This window comes from Pantoea ananatis PA13 (assembly GCF_000233595.1).
Classification (GTDB): Bacteria; Pseudomonadota; Gammaproteobacteria; order Enterobacterales; family Enterobacteriaceae; genus Pantoea; species Pantoea ananatis.
The window spans coordinates 173,787-192,598 of the sequence record NC_017553.1 but is presented as its reverse complement, the minus strand read 5'-3'; the positions used below and the strand labels follow the sequence as shown (position 1 = coordinate 192,598).

At 54.1% G+C, this 18,812-nt stretch carries 17 protein-coding genes, 1 pseudogene and 1 riboswitch; of the genes and pseudogenes, 14 read left to right on the top strand and 4 right to left on the bottom strand.

What is annotated here, in order from left to right:
• Positions 1-6 precede the first annotated feature (6 nt).
• The 5 genes from PAGR_RS22365 (at position 7) to PAGR_RS22345 (ending at position 3,866) form a co-directional block, all read left to right on the top strand.
• Positions 7-414, top strand: a complete 408-nt coding sequence (locus PAGR_RS22365; RefSeq protein WP_014604655.1) for a tautomerase family protein — start codon at positions 7-9, stop codon at positions 412-414.
• A 10-nt stretch (positions 415-424) separates the two neighbouring features.
• Positions 425-961 carry a DUF4865 family protein gene (locus tag PAGR_RS22360; protein WP_014604654.1) on the top strand — a complete coding sequence of 179 codons (537 nt, stop codon included), beginning with the start codon at positions 425-427 and terminating at the stop codon, positions 959-961.
• Positions 962-1,174: 213 nt separating this feature from the next.
• Complete coding sequence (locus tag PAGR_RS22355) at positions 1,175-1,738, top strand: peroxiredoxin (protein WP_014604653.1); 564 nt, start codon at positions 1,175-1,177, stop codon at positions 1,736-1,738.
• Positions 1,739-1,761: 23 nt separating this feature from the next.
• Positions 1,762-2,997: a protein-disulfide reductase DsbD family protein gene (locus PAGR_RS22350; RefSeq protein ID WP_013027917.1), complete on the top strand. Its 1,236-nt coding sequence runs from the start codon at positions 1,762-1,764 to the stop codon at positions 2,995-2,997.
• 176 nt (positions 2,998-3,173) lie between these two features.
• Positions 3,174-3,866: an aspartate/glutamate racemase gene (locus tag PAGR_RS22345; RefSeq protein ID WP_014604652.1), complete on the top strand. Its 693-nt coding sequence runs from the start codon at positions 3,174-3,176 to the stop codon at positions 3,864-3,866.
• 35 nt (positions 3,867-3,901) lie between these two features.
• Here PAGR_RS22345 and PAGR_RS22340 read toward each other — a convergent pair whose 3' ends face one another.
• Positions 3,902-4,258: a cupin domain-containing protein gene (locus PAGR_RS22340; RefSeq protein WP_013027915.1), complete on the bottom strand. Its 357-nt coding sequence runs from the start codon at positions 4,256-4,258 to the stop codon at positions 3,902-3,904.
• A gap of 531 nt (positions 4,259-4,789) precedes the next feature.
• Between PAGR_RS22340 and PAGR_RS22335 the strand changes: the two genes are divergently transcribed.
• Both PAGR_RS22335 and PAGR_RS22330 read left to right on the top strand, forming a co-directional pair.
• Complete coding sequence (locus tag PAGR_RS22335) at positions 4,790-5,053, top strand: hypothetical protein (RefSeq protein ID WP_014604650.1); 264 nt, start codon at positions 4,790-4,792, stop codon at positions 5,051-5,053.
• 337 nt (positions 5,054-5,390) lie between these two features.
• On the top strand, positions 5,391-5,624 hold the full coding sequence (locus tag PAGR_RS22330; protein WP_014604649.1) for a hypothetical protein: 234 nt from the start codon (positions 5,391-5,393) through the stop codon (positions 5,622-5,624).
• A 122-nt stretch (positions 5,625-5,746) separates the two neighbouring features.
• Here PAGR_RS22330 and PAGR_RS22325 read toward each other — a convergent pair whose 3' ends face one another.
• Positions 5,747-6,406, bottom strand: a complete 660-nt coding sequence (locus PAGR_RS22325) for a DUF1345 domain-containing protein (protein WP_014604648.1) — start codon at positions 6,404-6,406, stop codon at positions 5,747-5,749.
• A gap of 589 nt (positions 6,407-6,995) precedes the next feature.
• A riboswitch (guanidine-I (ykkC/yxkD leader) is annotated at positions 6,996-7,094 on the top strand.
• A 55-nt stretch (positions 7,095-7,149) separates the two neighbouring features.
• Between PAGR_RS22325 and PAGR_RS22320 the strand changes: the two genes are divergently transcribed.
• From PAGR_RS22320 to uca, 6 genes are all read left to right on the top strand, one after another.
• Positions 7,150-8,208 (top strand): putative urea ABC transporter substrate-binding protein, encoded by a 1,059-nt coding sequence (locus PAGR_RS22320; protein ID WP_014604647.1) that lies wholly within the window; start codon positions 7,150-7,152, stop codon positions 8,206-8,208.
• A 24-nt stretch (positions 8,209-8,232) separates the two neighbouring features.
• Positions 8,233-9,048: an ABC transporter permease gene (locus PAGR_RS22315; RefSeq protein ID WP_013027909.1), complete on the top strand. Its 816-nt coding sequence runs from the start codon at positions 8,233-8,235 to the stop codon at positions 9,046-9,048.
• Positions 9,045-9,827, top strand: coding sequence for an ABC transporter ATP-binding protein (locus PAGR_RS22310; RefSeq protein WP_014604646.1), 783 nt, complete (start codon positions 9,045-9,047; stop codon positions 9,825-9,827). The genes PAGR_RS22315 and PAGR_RS22310 overlap by 4 nt, the downstream gene beginning before the upstream one ends.
• Positions 9,824-10,552 (top strand): urea amidolyase associated protein UAAP1, encoded by a 729-nt coding sequence (locus PAGR_RS22305; RefSeq protein WP_014333188.1) that lies wholly within the window; start codon positions 9,824-9,826, stop codon positions 10,550-10,552. The genes PAGR_RS22310 and PAGR_RS22305 overlap by 4 nt, the downstream gene beginning before the upstream one ends.
• A gap of 10 nt (positions 10,553-10,562) precedes the next feature.
• Positions 10,563-11,198 (top strand): urea amidolyase associated protein UAAP2, encoded by a 636-nt coding sequence (locus PAGR_RS22300; RefSeq protein ID WP_014333187.1) that lies wholly within the window; start codon positions 10,563-10,565, stop codon positions 11,196-11,198.
• A gap of 111 nt (positions 11,199-11,309) precedes the next feature.
• Positions 11,310-14,915, top strand: coding sequence for an urea carboxylase (gene uca, locus PAGR_RS22295; protein WP_014604645.1), 3,606 nt, complete (start codon positions 11,310-11,312; stop codon positions 14,913-14,915).
• A 168-nt stretch (positions 14,916-15,083) separates the two neighbouring features.
• Here the strand turns inward: uca and PAGR_RS22290 are convergent, their stop codons facing one another.
• Complete coding sequence (locus PAGR_RS22290; RefSeq protein ID WP_014604644.1) at positions 15,084-16,229, bottom strand: lactonase family protein; 1,146 nt, start codon at positions 16,227-16,229, stop codon at positions 15,084-15,086.
• Between the two features lie 367 nt (positions 16,230-16,596).
• On the opposite strand from PAGR_RS22290, the pseudogene PAGR_RS24220 reads away from it, so the two are divergent.
• Positions 16,597-16,743, top strand: a pseudogene (locus PAGR_RS24220) (hypothetical protein); the annotation flags it as partial.
• A 323-nt stretch (positions 16,744-17,066) separates the two neighbouring features.
• Here PAGR_RS24220 and PAGR_RS22275 read toward each other — a convergent pair.
• Positions 17,067-18,731, bottom strand: coding sequence for a methyl-accepting chemotaxis protein (locus PAGR_RS22275; RefSeq protein ID WP_014333172.1), 1,665 nt, complete (start codon positions 18,729-18,731; stop codon positions 17,067-17,069).
• Positions 18,732-18,812 lie beyond the last annotated feature (81 nt).

Sequence of the window (18,812 nt, the reverse complement as noted above, 5' to 3'; positions counted from 1 at the left end):
ATACCGATGCCTGTAAGCCATATAGCCATCTCAACAGCGCGTTTTCAGCAGTGGCGAGAGAAAATTTCTGCTGCGTTACAGCAATCGCTTGAAGCTTCATTTTCCGTACCGCGCGGAGACTGCTTTCAGTTTTTTGATTGTTATGACGCGCACAGCCGGATTTTTGATCGGCATTATCTTTGTGGTGCTGAGGCGGGCCGCAGCAATGACTTTCTTCTGTTTACCATTACCGCAGGTAAAACGCGTAATACGCAGCAGAAACAGGCCTTTTATCAGGATCTCATCCGGCGTCTTGAAAAATCGATGGGTATAAAACCCCATGATGTCATGATCGTTCTTCATTTCACTCAGCCAGAAGACTGGTCTTTTAGTCATGGGAAGATGTTTGACCTGGTGGATATTCCCCAACTTTAAGGAGAAAACCATGCTTGCTATGCAATACCGTTTTGTTCTTCCCGCCGATTACGACATGACGATTATTCAACGCCGGATTGATGACAACGGATATAAGATGGGGGGATTTCCTGGTCTCATATTCAAAGCCTGGCTTTATGCGTGCAAAGCCAAAGGTCCCACAAACACGGATGAAAATGTGTATGCGCCCTTTTATCTTTGGCAGGACGCAGAGAGCATGCACTGTTTTTTGTCTGGGGCAGGTTTTAAAAAGCTTACTGAGGATTTTGGCTGGCCGCAGGTGCATACCTTCCCGGTCTTATCGGCCAGGCTGTCGCCAGAGATGGTTCAAGCCGGTTTTGCTTCCCTGAACGTCAGCACCGTTCCTGCTTACGCCGATCTCGCCGGGTTAACACAGCCCCCAAAACAAGCCGGGGCGTTAGCACGCGTATCGGCTCTGGATACCTTTCACTGGCGCCACATAGATTTTTGTCTCTGGACAACGGCGCCCGCGCAAGATTCGGGCCATTTTCAGCGTTATCAGGTAGGGCATCTCTCTGTTCCCTGAATATTTACCGTCTGACACAAAATTATCGCCTAACCGCATATCTAAATGATCGGTTGTAAGACTATCTTACTGTAGATGCCAGACACGTTTGCATTAACGCTCTGGTGACGCTATCGCGTTATTCCATGACGCAAACTTTTTCATTTTTAGTGAATGAACCTAGTATTAACGTGCAAGGGGCACTTATGCCTGCTTGTCGACGGAGAAAAGAGAATGCGTATCAAGAATCACCTGAAAATGCTGACGGCTGCATCATTACTGGCACTGAGCCTTCCAATGACCTCCGCGTTCGCGGCACTGCCGGTGGGTGCACAGGCGCCGGATTTCAAACTGGAAGCCGCACTGGCAGGTAAAGAAACCACCTTCTCTTTACAGCAGGCACTGCAAAAAGGCCCGGTCGTTCTTTATTTTTTCCCGGCGGCGTTTAGTGCAGGCTGTACCTTAGAGGCGCATGCCTTTGCAGAAGCGACAGATGACTTTAAAAAAGAGGGCGCAACGGTAATCGGCGTCACCGCGGGTAATACTGACCAGATTGAGAAATTTTCTAAACTTGAATGCCGCGATAAATTCACCGTTGCTGCCGATCCAGGCGCAAAAGTGGCTGCAGAATACAAAAGTACGATGGAGATGAAAGGTAAAACGCTTTCCGATCGTACGTCTTATGTTATTGCACCGGATGGCAAAATCCTGCTGAGTTATACGGATAAAAATCCAGAATCACACATTCAGAAAACGCTGGATGCCGTGAAAAAATACCGCCAGGCCAACCCGGCTTAATTCCCGATCTGGACAGATAAATCATGTTGACTGCTATCGCCGCCGCTTTTCTGGGCGGCATCATACTTAATCTCATGCCCTGTGTGTTCCCGGTCATTTCGCTCAAGGCATTGAGTCTGATACGGCATCACGCCAGGCCCGCACAGGCTCGTGCAGAAGGGCTCGCTTTTCTGGCTGGCGTAGTGGTCACCATGATGTTACTGGTTGGTCTGCTGTTGCTGGCGAGATTCGGTGGGTCATCAGTGGGCTGGGGTTTTCAACTGCAGTCACCGCTGGTGATTGCGTTGCTGGTTCTGGTGATGCTGGCATCCGCACTTAATCTGTTTGGCCTGTTCGAGGTGGGATTATCACTTCAGCGGGCCGGCGAAGTCGGGGGCGAGCGGGGTGGATTGACCGGGTCCGCATTAACGGGGGCGCTGGCTATTGTTGTTGCTACCCCGTGCAGCGCGCCCTTTATGGCCAGCGCCATAGGTTATGCGCTTGTACAGCCCCCTGTTATCAGCTTTATTATCTTTCTTTCTCTGGCGTTGGGCTTTGCTGCGCCTTTTACCTTGATTTCCTTTTTCCCTGTCGTTGCCCGAATACTGCCGTCGCCGGGTGCCTGGATGATCACCCTTAAACATGGCCTGGCGTTTCCGATGCTGGGTGCGGCGGGTTGGTTAATCTGGGTGCTGGAACGGCAGGCTGGCTCGACGGCGCTAGCAGCGATACTGACCTGTTGCCTGCTGCTGGGTTTTGCCGCCTGGCTGTATGGCCTGGCTCAGAAGCGGCAGATGATGGGAAGGCGGCACTGGGCTCTGCACATCGCCACAGCTGTTGTAATTATCCTGTTGGTACCACCGTTATTTACGCTGAAAACCTCAACGGCAGCCCCTGATTCTTCGGATGTTGTGGCAGCGGCTGCGGTGGCATGGTCGCCCCAAAATGTGGACGCTATAAAAGGCCAGGGTAAACCGGTTCTGGTGAACTTTACCGCCTCCTGGTGCATTACCTGTCAGGTTAATGAACGTACCTCGCTGTCAACCCAGGCAGTAAAGACGGCCATGGCGCGCACCAACACCATTTATATGATTGCGGACTCTACCAAATACAATCCGGATGTTGAGCAGGCACTTAGTGACTTTGGCCGTGGCGGTTTGCCGCTGTATGTGGTTTATCCTGCTGACGGCGGAAAACCCGTTGTCCTGCCTCAGGTGTTAACGCCGGGCATCGTCATCACGGCATTACAGCAGGCGAGTGAAAAAGGCAATAAAACGTGATGGTAGATCCCTGCCGGGCATTGGATTTCCGCTGCCCGGCGGCTGCAAGGCTCTGGCGGTAACGGGTTAGCGCAACGCCTGAAAACACGCGGCTAACCCGTCATAATCCTTTCAGGCAACGCGCAGTTTTATTATCCTCGACAGGCTTTGGCAGTGATGTATTTCAAAGGAGAGTGATGAAAACAATCGGCCTTATAGGCGGCATGAGCTGGGAATCAACGCTCCCTTATTATCGGTTGATCAATGAGGGAATCAGAAGCAAATTAGGCGGTTTACACTCGGCAAAGCTGCTTCTGCACAGCGTGGATTTTCATGAAATTGAAGCCTGCCAGCGCAGTGGCGACTGGGATCGGGCTGGTGAACTACTGGCTGAGGCGGCCGTGGGGCTGGCGGGCGCCGGTGCAGACGCAATCGTCTTATGTACCAACACGATGCACAAGGTTGCCGGGGCGATTGAATCTCGCTGTCATTTGCCTTTTTTACATATCGCGGATGCGACGGGCAGGGCGATAACGAGCAAAGGCATGACCCGAGTAGCCTTGCTGGGCACGCGTTATACCATGGAGCAGGACTTCTATCTGGGCCGCCTGAATAAACAATTCTCAATTGCTACCCTGGTACCACCGGCAGAACAGCGTAACGTCATCAACCAAATCATTTTTGATGAACTCTGCATGGGGAAATTTACGGAAGGCTCCCGCCAGTTTTATCTTGAGGTGATACAGGAACTGGCTTCACAAGGTGCAGAAGGAGTCATATTTGGCTGCACGGAAATTGGTTTGCTGGTTTCAGAAGCACAAAGCGCGCTACCGGTATTCGATACAACGCGCATTCATGCGAACGATGCCGTCGATTTTATGCTGTCCTGATTCATCCTCAGTGGGATGAATCAGTGATCGAACTTTTACAGGGTGTCGAAAATCACATAAAGCTTGCGCATGGTGGTCTCCATGACCCATGTCCCTTCTGTATTCGCTTCAAAGAACAAGGTATCGCCAGGTTTGAAATGCTGTGGTGCTTCGCCATCCGCTGTGAAGGAACCCGTTCCTGACAGGAAATGCATCATCTCTGCTTGCTTAACGCCGCGACGATAACTGCCCGCCGTACATTCAAAAATGCCCATATCTGTATTTTCATGACCGGGGATCACCGTCTGCAGCCCGGCCAGTGCAATCTCGGGCGATCCCGGAAGGCCCTCAACGGTCCCCCATGATTCCAGCGTCTTGATTGAAGCGGGTTGATCAAGTTTTTGTACTTTCATTTCATGCTTCCTGAGCAGTCGTTAACGATGCAGCGTGGTCTGAATTGATACGTCAGCGTATACAAAAACAGAAAAACAAAGCGCGTCTTAAACGCTTCGGCATGAAAGTTATGCGCAGAATACATTGCCCTAAAAGCATGAAATTTCTGGCCGCAGCCTACACAGGTTTTTGAGTATGGTGCTATCGATGCCAGGTTTAGACAGTTTGAGAGAAAGTGCAGCCAGTTACCGCTCATCCGCTCGTCATTGGTTAATGCTCTGCTCAGTCAGGATCTGAAAAATGTGTAAGTAAGGGGGGGTTGCAATATCAACGAGCAGAATGAGGTAAATAAGATAATGATTTTAATCTTTATTATTTCCCTACGCCTGGAGCTCTCTGCATCAGGCTGGCAAGGGTTAATCTGATTTATCAGGTCCGTCTTAAAATGGAAATATAAAGATTCTATTTTCACACTGCTGAGTTTGAATACAGCACAGAGCAGAACGGCTAATCGTTCTGTCCTTCCTGGCGTAATCTCTAAAGGGCAAGTTATGAAAATGTTATCCGTAAAAATGGCACTGCAAACAACGGCGTTCACCATCGCGACCTTGATTACCTTTCAGAATGCAGCATTGGCTGTATCTGTACATGAACAACAGTCAGCTTCTTCGCTGCAAAAGAACAATGCGGGCAGTGCGGGGAACATCAAACTTGCTGCTCATCAAAAGCCTTCAGGCGGTTTGCGCATTAATCCTGCCTGTGATGACACCGGCGAACCTTGCCCACACGATGAAACTCAGGATGATATGTCCTGAACCTGCTCGGTTTTACATCCTGAACTGATTGTTTAGCCTTTTAATTATGCTCAACCCCCTCAACGAACTGCATCTCAAAAGCTGGACGTCTTACTGAGTAATGTGCAGTTTTTTATATTCTCTTACATCTCCTTTCCATCGTTATCGATAAGCGTTAAGGACTGAATATTGTGCTAAAAAACGCCTGTTATGATATCGCTATTACTCCCGGAACGTTAAATGCTTAACGGCGGGTAAACGGTTTCAAGATTTACTGACTTCGGCCAGCAGAAGCGTCCTGATTAACTATGCTCAGTAGACATTAATGCGTATTCGCTATTTATCAGGGAGTCATTCGATGAAAAAATTGTCAGTTGTTCTTGTTACCGCGGGTCTGCTCATGGCGATGAGTTCACAAGCTGAAGCCAAAGGCTGTTTAAAGGGCGCGGCCGTGGGCGGCGTGGCAGGGCATCTTAAACATCACGGTGTCGCTGGGGCCGCAGCAGGCTGCGCTGTTGGACATCATATGGCCAAAAAGAAACAGAAAGAAGCGGCCAGTCAACAGCAAGGGCAACAGCAGCAGGGCGGTTAATTTTTCTCGCAGTCTCTGCACCCTCTCAAAGAGGGTGCAGCTTCCCGTCGCACAGGCTTTAAGCGGTAAATTCCCGTAACAGTCAATGCGCTTCTCTGCTGGCTATCGTCGCAGGCAGACTCTCAACTTAACAAACTGGCTGCCACATTCACGGACAGTCCCAGAATCGCCAGATTAAAAATAAAAGAGATAACCGACTGCAACAAGGCGATCTTGCGCATTTCTGTCGTGCCCGTCGCCACATCCGCCGTCTGGGATGCCACCGCGATGGTGAAAGAGAAGTAGAGAAAATCCCAGTAACCCGGGCTGACGGGCTTCTCCGGAAAAATCAGTGGCGTAACCTGATGGCTACGATGGAGATAATGTTGATGGGCATAATGCATGGCAAATGCGCTGGGCAGTAAGGCCCATGAGGCGATGAGCGTCATGGCAGTCAAAAGCAGATGCAGGGCCCGCGACGAGCCCGTCAGGCTTTTTAACGTGGGAAGCTCGCTCATGATGGCCACCATACTGATCATACAGGCCACGATGACCAGCCCCAGCACCAGCGCGGCACTTTGATCCTGCATCTGGGCGATTCGTTTAATCTCATCTGGCGCGGTACGCAACATGCGAAACCAGATAAACCACAGATAGAGCCATGCCAGCACGTTCCAACTGATTAACAGTCTCTGCATTTGCCCCAGATGCTCAGGCAGTAAAACATAGCAGACGAGACCTGCCACCACAGAGATCAGCAGGCGCAACCGGGCAAACAGATTTGAGCGAAGGGAAGAGGACATGGTCGTGTTTTTGCTGGTTACTGAGTCAGTTAACTGTAGTGCAGGCCGGATGACCCTGCTGCAAAAAACGCGCGACGTTTATGGTGGGTTAAAGAACCGGCAGAACGCAAAGCCAGTCTCTGTGTAGCACGCCATTGCCATACCCGCGTGCGGGCATTAACAGCAGTAATGGAGGGTCAACAAACGAGAAGTGCGGATGGTCACCGTTGAAAGCGTGTACGTTCCCTTAAGCTACAAGGATGGCTATCGCGTAATAGTGGCTCCCCTTTGGCCGCGCGACATCTACAGGATTAAAGCACATCGCGCCGTCAGCGGTATTGCGTCAGGCGTTATACCGTCACGCCTCGTCAGGATGGACACTACCGCTGCAACGTCGCCCAGAAACCGCGCTGATGCTTATGATGTAAGGACTGCACAGCATATTTCGTGTTCCAGTCGGCACTGATTATGTGCAATGCCCCCCGGTCACTCATCATTCTGGTGCTTCGTCACCAGGAATAATGCTAAATCACTGATTTTTATTGTCATTAATTCTGGCACGTCAATTGCAAAAACTTGATCGGTAAGCAGCGCAACACATAATCTGAATTAAATAGCTGGCTAGGGTTCCGGTTCACGCAGGTGAATGTCTGGTCCGAGAGCTGGCGACCTCTGAGAGGTTACACGGCGGGACAAAAGCCCGGGAGACAGCAGCACCGTCAGGTGTCGCGCTGCTCCTTTTTTGTGCCAACCAGAGGTTAACCATGAAAACAACGCCGTTCATCCGCACGCTTTTGCTGTCACTCACCTTGCTGATCAGCTTTTCTTCCTTCGCCACGGTTAAAAAAGAGTTCAACATCTGCTGGACGATCTATGCGGGCTGGATGCCCTGGGGCACCATCAGCAATGAAAAAATTATTGATAAATGGGCCAGCAAATACGGCATCAAAATCAATATTGTTCAACTCAACGACTATATCGAATCCATCAACCAGTACACGGCAGGGCAGTTTGACGGCTGCACCATGACCAACATGGATGCGCTGACTATCCCGGCGGCAGGTGGGGTAGATTCGACAGCACTCATCACCGGCAGCTATTCCGATGGCAACGACGGCGTCGTGCTAAAAGGGATGAATAAAAAACTCAGCGATCTGAAAGGTATGTCGGTTTATCTGCCCGAACTCTCGGTATCGCACTATCTCCTGGTTCGCGGACTGGAAAAAGCCGGGCTGCAGGAAAAAGATGTGAAAGTGGTTAATACCTCCGATGCGGATATCGTCTCGGCCTTTGGCACCAGCAATGTGCGGGCAGCGGTAGCCTGGAACCCGCAGTTGTCCGTCATCAAAAAGACGCCACAAACCACCGAAGTGTTTAGCTCCACCCAGGTGCCCGGTGAACTCATCGACATGATGGTCGTGAACACCCAAACGCTGAAAGATAACCCCGCCCTCGGCAAAGCGCTGACCGGTGCGTGGTTTGAAATGATGGCAAAAATGCAGGCGGGTGATAAACAAGCGCTGAGTGCAATGGCGGCAGATTCCGGTACCGACCTCGCGGGCTATCAGGCTCAGCTTAAAACAACGCATCTGTTCTGGACGCCTGCTGAGACATTGGCCTTTATTTCTTCGCCTGATCTGCCAAAGACCATGCAACGCGTGGCGAACTTCTCGTTTGACAAAGGTCTGCTGGGTCAGGGCGCACAGAGCGCTGATTTTATCGGCATGACATTCCCGGGCAACGTCACCGTTGGCGATAGGGCTAACAGCAAACTGCGCTTTGACGACAGCTATCTTAAGCTGGCCGCTGCGGGCAAGTTGTAACCACTGACCACGGGAGTTCATGTCATGCGCTACATCAACCGCTATCCCCGCCAGGGCATGCGCCTGACGCTAATGCTGTTGCCCTTCGTGCTGATCATCGCCGCCTGGTTTATCGGATCAGCGGTGCGGCTGGAGGCCAATCCGCAGGACAAACTGCTGCCCGGACTGTCGCAGATGATTGAGGCGATTGATCGGATGGCCTTCACGCCAGATAAGCGCAGTGGCGAATACCTGCTGTGGGCCGATACGTTTATCAGCCTGAGCCGTCTGCTCATGGGGCTGGCGCTCTCCTCGCTGATTGGCCTGTGCCTCGGCATTGCCGCGGGCGTTTTTCCGATGTCCCGCGCCGCACTGTCACCCCTGATGACGGTTGTCTCAATGGTGCCGCCGCTGGCGATTCTGCCCGTGCTGTTTATTGTTTTCGGCCTGGATGAGCTGTCGAAGGTCATGCTCATCGTCATTGGCATTACGCCGATGCTGGCACGCGATCTTGAACAGCGGGCACGGGAAATTCCGGCGGAACTGTTAATCAAAGCGCAAACCCTGGGAGCCAATAGCTGGACGGTCGTGCTGCGGGTCGTGCTGCCGCAGCTGTTATCACGGCTTATCACCTCGGTACGGCTGCTTCTGGGATCGGCCTGGCTGTTTTTAATTTCCTCCGAAGCGATTTCGGCGACCGCCGGGCTGGGCTATCGCATTTTCCTGGTGCGTCGCTACATGGCGATGGATGTGATTATCCCCTATGTCATCTGGATCACGCTGCTGGCCTGGCTGATGGATCTGGGCCTGCGCAAGCTGCACAACGCCTGTTTCCCATGGGCGGAAGGAGGCCGGGAATGAGTTTTATCAGTATCGACAATATCTGGCAGGAGTACGGCGACCACGTGGTGCTGGAACGCATCAATTTGCAGGTTAAGGCGGGCGAGTTCTGCTCTATGGTCGGTGCATCGGGCTGCGGGAAGTCGACGTTTTTGCGCCTGCTGCTGGGTCAGGAAAAACCCACCCGGGGAGAGATCACCCTGGATGGTAAGGCACTGGCGACAGAACCCGACCGCAGCCGCGGCGTCGTGTTTCAACGCTATTCCGTGTTTCCCCATCTCAATGTACTGGATAACGTCGCGATAGGGCTCGAACTGCCTGCTTCGCCCTTGTCGGGTCGCCTGTTCGGCGCCCGAAAACGCGCGGCCCGGCAGCAGGCACGACAGATGCTGGACAAAGTAGGGCTGGGAAATGCGCTGGATAAATATCCGGCACAGCTCTCCGGCGGAATGCAGCAAAGGCTGGCAATTGCCCAGGCTTTTATCATGCAACCGCGAGTGCTGTTGTTGGATGAGCCCTTTGGCGCACTGGATCCCGGTATCCGCAAAGACATGCACGCGCTGCTGCTTCAACTGTGGAGTGAAACCCGAATGACGGTCTTTATGGTCACCCACGATCTTACCGAAGGCTTCAACCTGGGTACACGGCTACTGGTATTTGACAAAGTCCGCCACGATCCCCAGGCCCCTCATGCCTGGGGGGCGCGTATCACCTACGACATTCCGCTGAATGAGGCGCGAATGGCACAGCTGATGACAGACAGTAAAGACAACGTTTATGCATTAAGGAGACAGCAATGACGGCACGTTTTCACTCAGCGCCCAGCCTGCGCGAAGAGCGGCTTCCCGGCGGGGCGCACACCTCATTCATTCTGCGCAAAGGGCACATCCTGCGCCTGACCGATATTGATGGCGGCGCGAATGTCAGCATGATGATGCTTAATCCGCATGAGAAAAGTGAACGCCTTAATCTACCGGATACGCTGAAGGGCCAGCATACGGCCCGGCTCACTACCGGCCACTGTTTTTATTCCGATATGGGCCGCGTACTCGCCGGGATCGTGGCGGACAGTTGTGGCTGGCACGATCCGTTTGGGGGCGTACTTAACGCGGCGGAAACGCGCGAAAAATATGGCGCAGGGCGCTATCAGGAGCTGCGGAATGGGTTTTACCGCAATGGAGTCGATAATCTGCTGGTCGAGATGGGCAAATGGGATTTGGGTCTTGAAGATCTGCTCATGGTCGTTAACTTCTTTAGCAAAGTCACCGTCGATGAAGATGGCCGCTTCCGCTTCGATACCGAACATAGCCGCGCAGGGGATGTTGTTGAGCTGTTTGCCCCAATGGACGTGCTGATCGTCCTGACCGCGCTCCCCCATCCAATGGATCCTGCCCCTGACTATGCACCGCGTCCCATCCAGCTGAGCTGGTATCAGGCCGATGACGTACAGGCTACCACCGAAGCGCTGTTCATCCGCGATGAAAATCAGCGCGCGATACATAACACCCAACTTTTTGCCCTGTAAGGAGTCAGCGATGATGATTATTTCCAGCGACCGCCGCCCAGAGGATGCGGTTTACCGTCATGTGATTCCGGCGGGCGAACCCTGGCTGTTTGAGGTCAAACAAGGGCAAACATTGCGTCTGCTCGACCTGGAAGGGAATCAGGCGATCGATACGCTGTTCTACAACGCAGATAATCCGCGCGAGCGTTACGATCCCCAGCGTACGCTGCGCCGTCAGGGTAATGCTTACCTGACCACCGGCAGCGTACTTTACTCGAATATGGGCAATCCGCTGCTGACTATTGTCGCCGATACCTGTGGCCGCCACGATACGTTGGGCGGTGCCTGCGCGCAGGAAAGTAACACGGTACGTTATGCTCACGACAAGCGCTATATGCACAGCTGCCGGGATAATTTTCTTTGTGCCTGCCTGCATGACGGTCGCCTGCATAAACGCGATATCGGCGCCAACATCAACTTTTTTATGAACGTTCCCGTCACGCCGCAGGGTGGACTGACCTTTGAAGACGGTATTTCCGCCGCCGGCAAATATGTTGAACTGCGCGCCGAGTGTAATGCGGTGGTCTTAATCTCAAACTGTCCGCAGCTGAATAACCCCTGTAACGGCTGGAATCCCACGCCCGCCGAGGTATTGGTATGGAACTGAGCCTGGTGCGACTGAACAATACGCACGCCTGAACAGGAGAAGCCCCGGGGACGGCCTCAGGGGACATGTCGACTTTCTGCGGGACGACCCGCTTTCCTGAGAGTTCCGCTTATGTTTGATACCTTACTGATTGCTAACCGCGGTGCGATCGCCTGCCGCATCTTGCGCACCCTGCGCGCCATGCAGGTCAAGGGGGTGGCTGTCTATGCCGAGGCCGATCTGGGCAGCCTGCATATTCGTGGTGCCGATGAAGCGTTGTCCCTTGGCGACGGCCCGGCGGCACAAACGTATCTGGCCGCTGAAAAAATTATTGCCGCAGCGCAGCAAAGCGGTGCACAGGCGATTCACCCGGGCTACGGTTTTCTCTCTGAAAACGCCGGGTTCGCTGAGGCCTGCGAGGCCGCAGGGCTGATTTTTGTTGGCCCAACGCCACAGCAGTTGCGGACTTTTGGTCTGAAGCACACGGCCCGTGCTCTGGCGAAAGCTGAAGGTGTGCCCTTGCTGGAAGGCAGCGAATTACTGGCCGATGCCGCCGAAGCCTGCCGCGTCGCCGAGACCGTTGGTTATCCGGTGATGCTGAAAAGTACGGCGGGTGGCGGCGGGATTGGCATGCGCGTTTGTCGCGATGCGCATGAACTGACGGAAGCGTTTGATACCGTGCAGCGGCTGGGGCAGAACAACTTTAGTGATGCCGGCGTGTTTCTCGAGAACTATATCGAACGCGCACGTCATCTTGAGGTGCAAATCTTTGGTGACGGGCAAGGAGACGTTATCGCGCTGGGCGTGCGTGACTGCTCGGTGCAGCGGCGTAACCAGAAGGTCATCGAAGAAACACCTGCCCCCAATTTGCCTGAAGGCATGGCACAGGCGCTCTGCGAGGCGGCAGTTGCGCTGGGTAAAGCAGTGAACTATCGCAGCGCGGGCACCGTGGAGTTTGTCTATGACAGCCTGAACCAACAATTTTACTTCCTGGAGGTCAACACTCGCCTTCAGGTCGAGCATGGCGTAACAGAACAGGTCTGGGGCGTTGACCTGGTGAAATGGATGATTGAACTGGCTGCGGACACCTTGCCGCCCCTGCGCGAGCTGGTTGCCGGGCTTGCGCCACAAGGCCATGCTATCCAGGCACGCATTTATGCGGAAGATCCGGCACGGCAGTTTCAGCCTTCACCGGGCCTGCTGACAGACGTTGCCTTTCCCGACCAACAGGATGCTCGCCTGCGCATTGATCACTGGATTGAAGCCGGTTGCGAAGTGCCGCCCTTTTTTGATCCGCTGCTGGCGAAAACGATCGCCTGGCGGCCCAGCCGCCCGGAGGCCATTGCCACACTGGCGCAGGCGCTGGCAGAAACGCGTTTATACGGTGTTGAAACCAACCGCCTCTATCTGCAGCAAATTTTAGCGTTTGCGCCCTTTGTTCAGGGAGAACCCTGGACCCGTTGTCTGGAACAGCTGAGTTATCAGGCAGCGACGGTTGAGGTGCTAGCCGCCGGTACACAAACCAGCGTGCAGGATTATCCGGGCCGTCTGGGCTACTGGGCGGTCGGCGTACCGCCATCGGGGCCGATGGACGACCGCGCCCTGCGTTCAGGCAATCGGCTGCTGGGCAATGACGAGGGGGAAGCCGCACTGGAAATTACCCTCACCGGACCCACTCTGAAATTCAATACCGCCATCCAGGCCGTCATCTGCGGTGCACCACTGAGCGCTACCCTGGATGGCCAGCCCGTGCCGATGGATTGTGTTTTTACCATTCCCGCCGGGGCGACGTTAAAGCTGGGTGCTGTGAGTGGGTCGGGCGTGCGAAGCTATCTCTGCCTGAGCGGCGGCATTCAGGTGCCAACGTATTTAGGCAGTAAAAGCACCTTTACGCTTGGCCAGTTTGGCGGCCACGCCGGACGCGCACTGCGTAGCGGCGATGTGCTGCACCTGGCCCCACAGACAGCAACGGAAGCTGGCGTGGCACTTCCTGAGGCATTGCGCACGGATCTCCCGCAGATCCGCACCCTACGGGTAATTTATGGTCCACACGGTGCGCCGGAGTTCTTCGCGCCGGACTATATCGCCACTTTTTTTGCCACGGAATGGGAAGTGCATTTTAACTCCAGCCGCACGGGCGTCCGCCTGATTGGGCCCAAGCCCATCTGGAGCCGAGACAGCGGGGGCGAAGCCGGACTGCATCCGTCAAACATTCACGATAATCCGTACGCGGTAGGTGCGGTTGATTTTACCGGCGATATGCCGGTGATTCTGGGCCCGGATGGACCCAGCCTCGGGGGATTCGTTTGTCCGGTCACAGTCATCGAAGCCGATCTCTGGCAGTTAGGGCAGTTGAAAGCCGGTGATAAAGTGCGCTTTACCTCGGTGGATTTAACCACCGCGCGCCAGTTGGCTAAAGCGCGAGGCCAGGAACTGGCAACGCTCTGTGGCCAGGCGACAGCCTGGCAACCTGCGCCGCTGACCTCGCCGATCGTGATGACCTGCGGTGAGGCCGATAAGCGTCTGGTCGCGCGAATTTCTGGCGATACGCATCTGCTACTCGAAGCCGGGGAGCCGGAGCTGGATCTGGTTCTGCGTTTTCGCATTCATGCCCTGATGCAGGCGCTGGAAGCGCATGCAAAAGACGGGGTGATTGATATCACGCCCGGGATTCGTTCGTTGCAGATCCATTTTCAGCCTGAAATCCTCACCCATGACGCGCTGCTGGACTGGGTACGCGGCGAGTGGCTCAGGGTTTGCCTGAGTGATGATCTGCAGGTGCCAACTCGCGTAGTACATCTGCCGCTTTCCTGGGACGATCCCGCCTGTCGCAAGGCGATTGAAAAGTACATGACGACGGTACGCCCTGATGCACCGTGGTGCCCCAGTAACCTTGAATTCATTCGCCGCATTAACGATCTGCCTGACGAACAGGCGGTCTGGGAGACGGTGTTTGAGGCCAGCTATCTGGTTATGGGGCTGGGCGATGTCTATCTGGGGGCGCCGGTTGCGACACCGCTGGATCCGCGCCATCGCCTGGTCACCACAAAATACAACCCGGCGCGCACCTGGACGGCAGAGAACTCGGTGGGTATCGGCGGCGCTTACCTCTGCGTTTACGGCATGGAAGGACCTGGCGGCTATCAGTTTGTGGGGCGCACGCTTCAGATGTGGAATCGCTATCGAGAGGTTGCTGATTTTGCGGGGAAACCCTGGCTGCTGCGCTTCTTTGATCAACTGCGGTTCTACCCTGTATCCGCCGAGGAACTGGTGCAAATCCGCCGCGATTTCCCGCTGGGGCGTTATCCGCTGCGCATTGAGCCCAGTACGCTGCGGTTGAGTGATTATCAGCAGTTTCTCGCTCATGAGGCGCAAAGCATCGCGGCGTTTCGTGACCACCAGCAACAGGCGTTCAATGCGGAACGCGATCGCTGGATCGCCAGTGGTCAGGCCCATTTCGACAGCCAGGAGAACGTGGCAGAAGAGGGCGGTGATGCACCGCTACAGCAGGGCGAGCAGGGTGTCGAAAGCCCGGTTTCCGGCAACCTTTGGCAAGTGCAAACCACGGTGGGAAGTCGGGTTCAGGCGGGGGATGTTCTGGTGGTGCTGGAATCCATGAAAATGGAGATTCCGTTGCTGGCACCCTGCGATGGGATCATCCAGCAGGTTAACGTACAGCCAGGCAGTGCCGTGCGCGCCGGACAGCGGGTTGCGGTGATTGTGGAGGATAACACTTGATTTTGCGTTGGCACTGGCAGCGATAATCGCTGGGCCTGAGTGCTTATCGATCATGCCCGTTAGTGATCTTGAACGGGCAGGTGCGCGAGACTGACCTTCTCGTGCACCTGCACGCTGCGTCGGTAACACGCACCACAGCGTGACGTGCATGTTATCTGCATCAATGTTTCAGGGAACAATAACCATCTGTGAAGGCGCGCCTACGGCAACATAGTTCCCGGTAAAGCTGATGGCACCACTCGCTTTATCCACCCTGAAGCTGGTGATGTTATCGCTACGCTGATTCATCACGTAAATCATGCTGCCATCAGGGGATAATGTCAGCGTTCGGGGATAATCCCCGCGCGTCCACACATCATCTTTATGCGTCAGTGTGCCGTTTGCATTGACCTCAAAGTGCGCAATGCTGTCATGCAGACGGTTGGCGACGTAAAGATTTTTCCCGCCCTTATCAATGACTAACCCGGCTGCAAAACTGGTGCCTTTATAACCGGCAGGCAGCGTAGAAACCGTGGCCTTTTCCTGCAAAGCACCGCTTTGCGGATTAATGAGGTAATGTGTGAGTGTGGAGGCTTCTTCATTCACTAACCAGAGCGCATGACCCTCAGCGCTAAAAACGAAATGGCGGGGGCCTGCACCGGCAGACGAGGCGTTTATCCATGCGGGTTTGCCGGGCGTCAGGGTACCGTCTTTATTCAGGTGGTATTGGTAAATGCGGTCCAGCCCCAAATCCGTCGAGTAAACAAACTGGCCCGTGGGATCGCTGGCGACCATATGAGCATGCGGACCATTGTGATCGCTGATGGCAAAGCTGCCTTCTACCGCTGCGGCCGGTTTGCCTGCGCCAGCCGGGCCGCTGTCCTGATGATGATCGACAGCCTCACTCAGCTTGCCTTCTGGCGTCACCGCAAACACTGTAATACTGCCGCTGACATAATTTGCGACCAACAGGTAACGCTGATCGGGTGTCAGGGACAGGTACACCGGTCCTTTGCCTTGCGTGTCGACCTGATTTAATGCCGTGAGCGAACCGTCCGTACCAATCTGATAAGCGGTGATGCTACCTTTCTCGGTCTCACTCGCCACATAAAGATGTTTACCATCCGCTGACGCCACCATCTGTGCCTGGTTGGGCAGTTGACTCACCAATGTTTTTCCCGACAGTTCACCCTGCGCATTGAGGATAAATCGATAAACCCCTTCGCCATTGGGATTATAGGTACCCACATACGCGTAAGATGCCTGAGCCATCAGCGGCACAATGGCCGAAGCACTTGCAACGGCGGCTACCGCCAGAATCGTTTTATTCATCATTTTTCCCTACTCGTCAGTGTGGTTAATTTTTACGGTCGCCTGAACATCCGGGCAATGAATACTTAGTAAGCAAAAGGGCAGAGCGTCGCGTTTCAGTAATACGTTCTTTCTTCACGTCGAAACGGTTGCCAGAAAAGGGAGATGAGCGGTATTCGTTTGCTGTTAGTCGTGTCGCTTTTTGAAATGTCAGAAACGGCCCCTCGTGGCACGAAGCCTTACGTTGATGCTGTTCGTTTTCTGATGCGTCCGTTAAGCGTTGTGTCAGCTAAGTTAAACCAGAGTCTGGACAAATTATCAGCAATGTCTGGCCGGATACAGAGAGTATTTTTCCAGTACTAAACGGAAATGTTTTGGCAGGGGGTGAGATATGTCACAGGAGAGGCAAGTACTCCAACTACCCGTTAGCCAGTTGGCATGGATAAGTAATGTCTACATCCTGGGCCTGATGTTGGTCATACCGCTTAGCAGCTGGCTGGCAAGACGTATGGGGGCCAAACGTCTGTTCATGCTCTCAGCACTCCGAATCCTAAGCCGTCATCAGTTGCGTCCTCAGCCGGGAAACCCTGGAAAAAGGACGATAATGCGGACATCTCAATACAGCCAGAGGCGGACATCTGAATTTAGCCGCTACATGATAAATGCGCATAATACTAATTATGTTAAATAAGACATCCCGCCGCGTACCCGGTTACGAACCGGGACCTCACCTTCGTCCCCTCTGGACCTGAAGCCCGTTAATCACCGGGCGCGCTACGTGAAAACTGGCGCACAGAACCCCTGCGGGTTATACAGAATTCACGTAGCGTTGCCTGCTTACCCCCTCACATCGGGGCATGCTCAGAATGTTGTCCAGTTTTCTTCCAGCGTTGTCTCTTTTGATCGCATGGAATTGTCATGCGTCGTCGGGGATGCGGTAACCGTTACGGGCGCAACAAGTGCTGTTTTAACGGCGGAGGATGAATGATCTGAAAGTGTAAAAACGGATACAGACTGCATTAGCAGATCGGCCTGTTCACGCAGGCTTGCTGCCGCAGAGGCAGACTCTTCCACAAGTGAAGCATTCTGCTGCGTGACGTCATCTATTTCCGTCACGGCTATGCTGACCTGTTCAATGCCGCGCGCCTGTTCAGCAGTAGCGGCGGTAATTTCCTCCACCCTGTCAGTGAGTTGGCCCACCGAAGAAACAACGGCAGACATCGTGCCAGCAGAACGCGCTACCAGCGTTGAGCCTTCACTGACGCGCTGAGCGTTGGCCTCAATGAGCTGACGAATCTCACCCGCAGCAGTCGCACTGCGCTGCGCCAGTGAACGAACTTCACCAGCGACAACGGCAAAGCCGCGACCCTGCTCACCCGCGCGGGCAGCTTCGACGGCGGCATTGAGCGCCAGAATGTTGGTCTGGAAAGCGATGCTGTCTATCACTGAAGTGATATCCGCAATGCGCCCTGAACTTTCGCCTATGCCCTTCATGGTATCGGTGATATCTGAAGTGATGTCATTACCCTGCCGGGCAATCTCACGTACCGTAACGGCCAGCGTGGCGGCCTGGCTGGCATTATCTGCGTTATTCCTGACCGTGACACCCAGTTCACCCATCGTGGCAGCGGTCTGTTCCAGCGCGCTGGCTTGTTCTTCAGTGCGCTGTGACAGATCGGTGTTTCCCTGAGCTATCTGAAGGCTTGCTGCGGCAACGCTTTCCGCATTCGCCCGAACGGCACTCACGGTTTGCACCAGGGAATGCTGCATGCCACGAATAGCTTCAAGCAGTTTCCCGGTTTCGTCTCGTCCGCTCACCGGCACCTCTGCAGTGAGATCACCTTCAGCAACCCTTACCGCCGCTTCAAGTGCGATATTGACGGGCCTGACGATACTGCGGGTAATAAACCAGGCGAGCGTTGCTGCCAGTACAATGGCAGCCAGGCTGAGTGAAACGAGTAACGTTACGGCGTTGCGCTGCTCTGACGCGGCTTTAGCTCCCGCGGTCTTCATCTGCTCCCCCTGGAAGTTGGCGAGGTCCGTGATGGCCGTTGTGTATTCATCCTGAGCCTGATAAGCCGGCCCGGTGAGTAGTTGCGTCACCTCATCCCGCTTGCCTTCCATACCCAGTTTTACCGCCTGCTCAGAATAAGATAGATACTGTTTCCCTGCTTTTTTCATGACGTCAATCAGCTCGCGACTTCTGGGAGCGTGCAGTATGTGATCGACTTTGTTGAAAGCCGTTTCAAGCCGGGTGCGGGCCTGCTCATAATTTTGTTTCAGTCTTTCTTTTTGCGCCGGATCGTCGACAAGCGCGATGCTGCGAACCATACGACTCATATCAGTAACGTAAAAGCGAAGATTACTGGCAGCGGTAGCCTTGTCAAAACGATCGCCGGCCAGTTTATCCACGGTGTCGCCCAGTGAGTCGATACGCATTAAACCGGCCAGGGTAATAACGATGAGAAGAAGCAGGATAAAGCCAAATCCGGCACCGAGACGGACGCCGATTTTAATATTGTTCATTATCTTTCCTCGGTTAACACTCGAAAATGAAACAGTAAAGAAAACGGCTTCGTGCCGGGAGCCGATAATACGGGCGTTTGG